At 70.7% G+C, this 8,273-nt stretch carries 10 protein-coding genes; 5 read left to right on the top strand and 5 right to left on the bottom strand.

Annotated elements, in window-relative coordinates:
• Positions 1-287, bottom strand: a 287-nt coding sequence (locus D6689_15965; GenBank protein ID RMH39654.1) for a hypothetical protein, incomplete at its 3' end; no start/stop codon positions are given.
• A gap of 56 nt (positions 288-343) precedes the next feature.
• On the opposite strand from D6689_15965, the gene D6689_15960 reads away from it, so the two are divergent.
• Both D6689_15960 and D6689_15955 read left to right on the top strand, forming a co-directional pair.
• On the top strand, positions 344-1,054 hold the full coding sequence (locus D6689_15960) for a hypothetical protein (GenBank protein ID RMH39653.1): 711 nt from the start codon (positions 344-346) through the stop codon (positions 1,052-1,054).
• On the top strand, positions 964-2,349 hold the full coding sequence (locus D6689_15955; protein ID RMH39652.1) for an HD domain-containing protein: 1,386 nt from the start codon (positions 964-966) through the stop codon (positions 2,347-2,349). Before D6689_15960 ends, D6689_15955 begins: the two co-directional genes overlap by 91 nt.
• Here D6689_15955 and D6689_15950 read toward each other — a convergent pair.
• Complete coding sequence (locus D6689_15950; GenBank protein ID RMH39651.1) at positions 2,346-2,756, bottom strand: hypothetical protein; 411 nt, start codon at positions 2,754-2,756, stop codon at positions 2,346-2,348. The genes D6689_15955 and D6689_15950 overlap by 4 nt on opposite strands.
• A 1,460-nt stretch (positions 2,757-4,216) precedes the next feature.
• Between D6689_15950 and D6689_15945 the strand changes: the two genes are divergently transcribed.
• Positions 4,217-4,867, top strand: coding sequence for a hypothetical protein (locus D6689_15945; protein ID RMH39650.1), 651 nt, complete (start codon positions 4,217-4,219; stop codon positions 4,865-4,867).
• A gap of 48 nt (positions 4,868-4,915) precedes the next feature.
• Positions 4,916-5,851 (top strand): hypothetical protein, encoded by a 936-nt coding sequence (locus D6689_15940; GenBank protein ID RMH39649.1) that lies wholly within the window; start codon positions 4,916-4,918, stop codon positions 5,849-5,851.
• A gap of 12 nt (positions 5,852-5,863) precedes the next feature.
• Here the strand turns inward: D6689_15940 and D6689_15935 are convergent, their stop codons facing one another.
• Genes D6689_15935 through D6689_15925 form a run of 3 tightly spaced genes read right to left on the bottom strand, consistent with a single transcriptional unit; the run spans position 5,864 to position 7,282 of the window.
• Positions 5,864-6,181 (bottom strand): hypothetical protein, encoded by a 318-nt coding sequence (locus D6689_15935; protein RMH39648.1) that lies wholly within the window; start codon positions 6,179-6,181, stop codon positions 5,864-5,866.
• Positions 6,178-6,414, bottom strand: coding sequence for a hypothetical protein (locus D6689_15930; protein ID RMH39647.1), 237 nt, complete (start codon positions 6,412-6,414; stop codon positions 6,178-6,180). Before D6689_15930 ends, D6689_15935 begins: the two co-directional genes overlap by 4 nt.
• A gap of 58 nt (positions 6,415-6,472) precedes the next feature.
• A complete protein-coding gene (locus tag D6689_15925) occupies positions 6,473-7,282 on the bottom strand; it encodes a PD-(D/E)XK nuclease family protein (protein ID RMH39646.1) in 810 nt (269 codons plus the stop codon).
• An 85-nt stretch (positions 7,283-7,367) separates the two neighbouring features.
• On the opposite strand from D6689_15925, the gene D6689_15920 reads away from it, so the two are divergent.
• On the top strand, positions 7,368-7,871 hold the full coding sequence (locus D6689_15920) for a hypothetical protein (GenBank protein ID RMH39645.1): 504 nt from the start codon (positions 7,368-7,370) through the stop codon (positions 7,869-7,871).
• Positions 7,872-8,273: the final 402 nt, after the last annotated feature.

Raw genomic sequence — 8,273 nt, 5'->3', positions numbered from 1 at the left:
CTCGATGTCGCGAACGTGCTGCGCTCGGGCAGCCGCGTGCGCGCGAGCGGGCTGCGCAGGTGCACGTCGACGATGTCGTCGGCGATCCGCTCGAACCGCCGGATGTCGGACGCCGCTCCGATGACGCCCTCGGCGAACAAGAAGCCGCGCACCAGATCCTCGTCGTGTCCCGGCGTGCGCATCGTGACCGCGCCGGGTGCCCCGTCGATGCGGAACTCGAGCGGCGCCTCGACCGCGACGCGGTCGACCGCGTCCCCGGCGCCGTCCCCGGCGCCGACCCGCCGCACCTGGAAATCGCGAAAACCGACGTCGCGCGCCACGCCCTCACGGTATACCTCACGGAGTGGACGGTCGCGACGAGTTCGAACCGCGCGTGCGAACGCTGTGGGAGACCACCCAGATCCCGCTGACGCTGGCGAACCTCGAGCGGCTGGTCGGTGCGCCGCGGCGCAAGATGAAGCGGTGGCTCGACGAGATGGTCGCCGATGGCGTGGTCGATGCCGACGTCGGCGCCGACGGCGAGCTGTGCTGGTCCGTCGTCGGCGCGCCGCGGGCGATCGACGGACCCGCGACCGTCGACGAGTTCGAGCGCCTGGAGCGGCTGCGCGCCGAGGCGCGCGCCCGGGTGCGCGCCCGGGCGGCGGCGCGGCGAGGGCAGGCGCTCGCGCCGGCCGGCGGCGCGGAGGCGGCCGACGAGCGCGGCGCCGGCGGCCTGGCGGCGCTGGTGCGGGCGGGCAAGCGCGAGATCGACCGGCGCGCCGCCGGCAAGAAGAACGTGTGGCTGTCCGCCGGGCTGTCGCTCGTGTTCGGCCCGGTGGGCTGGCTGTATGCCGGCTCGCTGCGCGAGGCGATCCCGGCCAGCGCCGTCTACCTGGCGGCGGCTGCGATCGTGCCGAAGGTGCTGCTCATGCCTCTGGCCGGGCTCGCCCTGCCGGTATCGGGCATCGTCGGCATGGTCTACGCATGGCAGTACAACCGCACCGGCCGGCGCGACCCGTTGTGGCTCGGCTCCCGCCGGCGCGACGGGGACGGCGGCGCGGAGGGCAGGTCGTGACGGCGCGGCGGAGCTCGGTGTCGGCGCGGCCCGCCAAGGACCGCGTGTTCCGCGACCCGGTCCACGGGCTCGTGGAGTTTCGCGGCGACGATCGCGCGCTGATCCCGCTCGTGGACGCGCGGCCGATGCAGCGGCTGCGGCGCATTCGCCAGATGGGGTTCGCGTCGCTCGTCTACCCGGGCGCCGAGCATTCGCGCTTCGGCCACGCGCTCGGCGCGTTCTGCGTCGCGCAGCGCGTGTGCGCCGCGCTCGACCTCGATCCGGACGTCGCCCGCCACGTCAAGGTGGCGGCACTGCTGCACGACGTCGGTCACGGGCCGTTTTCCCACGCCTGGGAGCAGGCGTTCGGCGCTGACGACCACGAGGTGTGGGGCGCTCGACTCGTCAGCGAGCACGCCGAACTCGCCGCAGCGATCGACGCGATCGAGTCCGGCCTGCCCGCGACGCTCGCGGCGTTTTGGGACAAGACCTACCGGCCGACCTACGCGCGCAAGCTCGTATCGTCGCAGCTCGACGTCGACCGGCTCGACTACCTGCTGCGCGACGGTCACTACTCCGGCGCGGGCTACGCCACCTACGACCTCGACTGGATCCTGTACGCCCTGCGCGTCGAGCCGGTCGGCGGCGACCGCGAAGATCTCGTCGTGGACTATCGGCGCGGCATGTACGCGGTCGAGCAGTACCTGTTTGCTCGCTCGTACATGTACGCGCAGGTCTACCACCACAAGACGGTGCGCGCGGCCGAGTGGATGTTCCTCAAGCTGATGCGCCGGTACGCGCAGCTCGCGCGCGACGGAGCGGCGCCCGACGGATTGCCTGCGGCGGCAGGCCTTGCGCGCGGCGAGCGGGTCTCCGTGGACACGTACCTGGAACTCGACGACGTGGCGGTCACGGCCGCGGTGGACCGCTGGGCGCGCGACGCCGCCGATCCCGTGATTCGCGACCTGGCCGATCGCCTCGTCGCGCGGCGCCTGTTTAAGACCGTCGAACTCGGCGACGACCGCGCGGTGGCCGAGCGCGTCGCGCCCGCGGCCGCGCGCATTGCGGAGGCGGCGTTCGGCGACCGAGCGCCGTACTACTACGAGATCGACACCGCGGATCGCGTCGGCTACGCGGCGGCCGGCGCGGCGGAGGAACTGTACGTGGTCGGCCATCCGCGGCGAGGCGCGGTGCCGCTCGGCCAGCTGCTCGAGGACATGCCGCTGGGCCGGCCGATCTCGACGTTGCGGCTCGTCTGCGCGCCCGAACTCGTGGACGACATGCGCGCCGCCGCCGCGCGCGCGATCGCCGCCTAACGAAGCGCCCGCTTGACGAGCGCGCGGGCGAGCTTGCGCCGGTTGAGGCGACCCTTGCGCAGCACCCAGATTCGCACCGCCTTGCCCGCGAACCAGTGGATCGACCACCAGGTGGCCGCGCCGGCCGCGATGGCCCCGACGGCGCCGATCGCGCGCACGACCGGCGGATCGAGCGCCATCGCCTCGCGCAGCAGCGCGAAGCCGACGGCGGGCCCGAGCAAGATCGCCAGGACGCGGACGATCATGCCTCGCCGCGCGCCGTACTGGAGCCGGATGTAGGCCCACACGTTGTCCGGGAATGTCGGCGCCCGAGCCGGATCGAACGGATCGACGAGGTGGGAGCCGCAGTCCTCGCACCGCAACCCGCCGGCCCAGGTGGATTTGCAGCGCGGGCAGATCTTGACCATCGCGCATCGACTCATAACACGGGCGAACGCTCCCGGCGGGCAAAAACCCGGAGGCCGCGCGGCGATCCCGAAGGTCGACCACTCCCGGCACAATCCGGACGCGCGTGTTCTGATTTCGGTCGACGGTGGTCGAACCGCCAGGCTTGCCTACCACATCTAGGCTCGGCGCACAGACAACCCTCAAGTTATGCACATCCGCTGACCGAAACCGCGACAGTCACCCGCCCGATCGTCCACTGGATTCCGGCGTGTTGCCGCGATTCCGATCGTGGCACGCGGGCTGCATTTACCTCCGCGCGTCGTCGGCAGTCACAGTGGGCTGCTCGGTGATGTCGGGGCTCGCTGGAACCGTCGCTTCGGCGGCGGGGAAGGAAGCCCGAGAAGGCTGGACAGGGAGGACGGCTGGAGACAGTCGGAAGAGCTGGACACCGATCGATACGCTGGGGGTCACCCACCCGAGTCACTGCGAGAAGCGGGCGGGCAAGGCCGTGAGCGGAGGAGGCGCGAAGGCGTCGCCAAGGTGTCCAGTGGAAGACCTGAGGAGCCTGAAAGCTCAAGAGGGGATCGGGGTGTGGCGGACGTAAAACCTCCGTCACGACCTACGGATCGGCGCCCGGATCAAAACTGTGGAGGCCCGGCTTCGGTCGCTGGCGCCGTCGAGTTCGCTCGGCGGCGAAGGGGACCGATGACAAAAGGTCAAGACAGGACGGGCTGGCGACGAGTCAGCTCGGCTGGGCGTCGGGGAAAACCCCTGTAGAGTGAACCTCGGACGTGGTAGCGGGATGAAACAAGCCCGCAAGGTGCATGGAGGAGCAAGCCGTCAAGAGCGCGAGAAACGCTGAAGGCGGAACGTAGGCCGGAAGTGGGACGCCGGCCGCCAAGTGGACTCCATGCACTGATGCCGCGATGGAGGAAGAAACCCCAAGGGAGGCGCTCGTCGGTTGCGGCCGACGGGCCGGTTCGAAGCAGGACGAACTCTGGAGAGGAGGCGAAGCTCACGAGAGGATGAACCCGCAAGCGCAAGCAAGCGGGGGCCGGTGTTGCTAGGAATGCCGCAAGGGCCGTCTGGAAACAGTAAGGCCGAAGCGGAACCGGGCGAACCCGATAGACCCGGTACGGCAGCACTCACAATACTCTGAAGAGCAGCTCAACCTCATGAGAGGCGCGCTGAGGTCGCGGCGACGGGACTTCAGCTCACTGCTTCCCACCGCAATCCTTCGAAGGGGAAAACGGCACGCCGGGCAGCCCGCTGGGGCTGCCGACTGCTTTTTCGGGGGGTGATCGCCAGATGACGTCGAAGCGCTGCGAGGCCTACCGCAAGACCGGGCGGCTTTGTCGCCGCGGATGCCTGCACTGCCTGGTGTTGCGGTGCAAGCTGCGACAGCGGTTGGGCGATGCCGCTGTGGTATCGTCCGCGCCGAGAGGACCGTATGAGCCGGCGATTGTCTACCGCGATCCCCTTGGCGTGCGCGCTGCTGTGGGCGTGCGGCCAGAGTGAAGACCCGACCCAGTACGCCAAGAAGCTGCGGAAGGAGACCGCGCCGCCCCGGCCGCCGCCGAAGATCGTGAAGGTGCAGACGCCGGTCGCGCCGGGCGCGAAGGTCAAGTGCGAAGACTGGGTCGACCTCGCCAAGTTCAAGGAAGCCCTCGGCGAGCAGGAGGATCTCGGCCTCAAAGACCTGTCGCGCACCGAAGTGGACCCGACCTCGGTTTGCTCGATCGTCAAGGGCGGGGAGCCGCCGTCGGCCGAGCAGCAGGCGAAGACGTTCGAGAAGAACGCCTACAAGATCGGCGTCGTCGGCGGCGACGAGTTGTGCCTGGTGCACGTGTTTTGCGGGTACGTAGCGACCGCCGAGGACTTGCAGCGCAAGTGCAAGGCGGACGCGATGAGTGACCTCAAGGAGATCGATGGCCGGCCGGCGTGCGTACACCGCACGCAGCGGGCCTCGGAGTGGGCTTACAAGTACAGTGTCATCGACGACGACACCACGTGCGGGCTCGACGTGCAGGGCGGCCCGAGCGTGACCGACGAAGGGCTCGTGCAAAAGTGCACGGCCGCAGCGCTCGACAGCCTGACCAAAGACGGGATCGCGAACCCGTATCGGCCGTAGCGCGCGACCGTCGCGCTCGGCCGGGCGCGTCTGCTATCGTCGCGCGCCATGGTGCCGCGAGCCGCCATCGCGATGTGGCTGTGCGCGGTCGCGTGCGCCGCGTGTGCGGACCGCGCCGTGCCGCATCATCCGACGACCGCCGCCCTCTACCGCGACCTCGAGCGCCTCGTGACCCTCACCGAGGCGGCCGGATGGGACATCGACCGCGTCGAGATCGACCAGACCTTGCCCGACGCCTTGCTGTCGGTGTGTCGCGTGCCCGAAGCGCGCCGCGCCGAGCTGCTCGCGTGGCTCGATGCGCGCGTCGCGGCGCAGGGCGGCGACGTGCGCGCGGTGTACGTCGCCCGGGGCCGCTCGCTCGATCGCGTGCGCGACTTGCTCGTCGCCACCCGCGTGCGCATGCTGCTGCGCGCGGCAATGGCCGCGGCGCCGGCGGACTGCCCGTTTTGGATCGAGCCGAGCGACCGGTTCCGCGGACGCCAGATCAGTGATGACCGCTGGCAGCTGTCGTTCGGCGGCGGAGGCAAGGGGATCGTGAGCCACCGCGCGGGGACGGTGGACCTCCAGTTCGGCGGAGCGGGGCGCGTGTTGTTCGGGCGAGCGATCGGTTCGCGCTACACGCTGCTCGCGGGACTCGAGGTGGGCGCGAGCGCGTCGTTTCCCAAGGACGACATGGACGAGCGCGGCAACTTGGTGCTCGGTCTCGACGTGGTCGTGCCGGCGGTGGTGCGCTACCGTCTGGTCAACACCTACTGGGAAGCCGAGGTCGGCTACCTCGAGCACGTCACGGAGAACCGGCTCGACGGCGTGCCCGGCGTACACGTCGGCCTCGCGATCGGCGGCCGCGCGGCGCGCCGGCGGTGGCTGCTGCCGGGCGCGGCGTTCGGCATCGCGTACGAGCGCACGTTCCCGTCCGCTGGCCAGGATGACCCGATCGACCTCGTCAAGCTCGGATTTCGCGCCGCCGTCGACATCGACTGGTGATCCGCGCGCGCGTCAGGCACCCCGGCCGGGCCCCTTCCACCGCAATACCCTCCGCGGCCACACGATCGCGAGCCCCTCGGTCCGGTTGCGCGCCGCCTGTCGAGCGACCTGCCTGGCGATCGCGGCGAGCTGCGCCGCGATCGCCGGGTCGGGCGGCGGCGTTCCGCGCGGCGCGATTGCCGGATCGCCCGCGGCGTGCAGGGTCACGTCGAACGTCCACTCGCCGTCCGGCGACACCGCGGTGGCCGCGTAGCGGGCCGACGCACGATCCGCCGATTCGCCCACGCGCTCGAGCAGGTACCGGGCGCCGGTGTCCGGTGTGAGCTTCACGTCCGGCGCCGCCCCATCGTCGACAGGGTGCTGCGCGCGAACACGACCGCGTGCACCGCCAGGGCCGGCACCCACGCCAGCGCTACCCAGTGCGCCCACATGCGCTCCGGCGTGACGAACCGGTTGACCGCGAACAGCCCCAGTACGACGGCCGTTCCGATCGCCACGTGGGCCGTCAACATGCGCCGGTGAAAATCCCGGCGGCGAAACGCCCTGCTCGGTCCGCGCGCCATGGCCGCGATCTAGCCCGCCGGCCCCCGCATGTCAAAGCGCCGAACGCGCTCGGGGGCGTCACAGCTCCCAGTCCGGCGGGGGCTCGTCGTCGACCGGCTCGAGCAGCAGGTCGTGGGCAGCCGGACAGATCGATCGGTAGCTGCACAGCAGGCACCAGTCCGACGGCGCCGGCCGCGGGCCATCGTCGACGGCGAGCGCAGCCGCTTCGATGTTCGCGAGCATCCGCGGCGCCAGTTCGTCGGCCACCTGCTGCGGCGTTACCGGGCCGGACCAGTCCACCTGGCACTCCGCGACCCAGTGAACCCCGAGCCAGTACGCGCGCACGTTGCGGAACATGGCCGCCGCGAGCACGGCGTAGCCTTCGAGTTGGTCGGAAAACGCCAGGGACGTCCGCCGCTCGCCGCACTTGTGGTCTACCACCGCGAGCTTGCCGTCGTCGTACAGGTAGCCCGCGTCGAAGATGCCGCGGTACAGCGCGTCGGACGCATGAAATTGGGTGAGGGACAGATCCTCGCGCACGGCGAGAGTGAACTCGACGAACTGGCGGGTGACGCGGTGGCGGCGGCGGAACGCCGCGACGCGGTCGATGAACGCGCCGACGCCCGCCGCGAGCGCGTCGTAGCGGCGCCGCTCGGCGTCGTTGTGCATGAGCCGGCGCCCCTCGGCGACGGCGGCGTCGACCGAGTCGCCGACCAGCGCGCGCTCCAGCACGCCGTGGACCGCCTTGCCGATGCGCGCTTCGGGCGACGCGTCCGATTCGGGCACGCGGTCGACGTACCGGTAGTGGAACTCGCGCGGACAGCGCAGCGCCGTCTGAATTTTCGACGACGACCAGGGAGCGTGCGCCAGCGCGCGCGTCGAGGCCACGCCTCACCATACCCAAAAAGTTGCCCGGGTACGACCGCCGCGGTATCGACGATCGCTGCGAGAGGTGCCCATGGAAGCTCATACGATGGTTTGCGACATCTGCAACGCGCGGGTGAAGGAACTGCGGCGCGGGCGATGCTGGGGCTGCTACACGAAGTGGGCCGAGTCGCGGCCCGTCGGGCTTGGCGCCACCTGCGTGATGTGCGGCGAGCGACGGCGGGACAACCTTCGCAGCGTCGAACTGCTCGGCTCGTGGATGCCGTGCTGCCATACCTGCGCGGCGCGCATCGTGCGGTTGGAGCCGCTTCCGCAGACGCTCGCCGGGATTCGCCGCGCGCTGGAGCGCGATCGGCGGCGAGCGTCGCGGCGCGTGGGCAAACCGGACACGCGGGTGTTTCCGCGCGAGCGGCGTACGTCCGATCGGCGTCGACCGCGCGCGCACGACGCCGACGATCTGCTGTCGATCGACGACGACATGATCCTCGAGATCGAGGAGCTGGAGGCGCTCGCGGGCGAGATGTCGCGGCCGGCCAACGACGGCGACGACTTGACGCGGATTCGCGAGCTGCCGTTCGCGGCCGACGGCTAGCAGGTTGTTGCGCACAGCCGCTGGCTGCGGTCGCGATCTGCGGGCGATCGTCGGCGTACGTCCTCGCGCCCTTCGGTGCCGTATGTGGATACGCGCCCTCGTGCACTGCGGGCGTGCGCCGAACCTCGCCTCGCATGTCGCAACCTCGCTGGGCCGCCTATACGCAACAGCCTCCTAGCGACGAGACGGCGGCCGCGCGACCGCGGCCGCTGTACAAACGGTTGCTGATACATCGTATTGGGACCGCGAAATCGCCGCGGCCGAGACCGGTCGGCGCCGGGCGTGGCGAGAGGCGCGACCGCGAAAATGTCAAGGCCGTCGACGTTGACCGGAACCCACCGAAAGTCGGTACCGGCGACGGGAGCGCGGGCGACCGGCGGCAAAAAATCGCATGTCAAGACT

The sequence above is a fragment of the Deltaproteobacteria bacterium genome (genome assembly GCA_003696105.1).
Classification (GTDB): domain Bacteria; phylum Myxococcota_A; class Polyangia; order Haliangiales; family J016; genus J016.
This window is presented reverse-complemented; position numbering and strand designations above follow the sequence as displayed.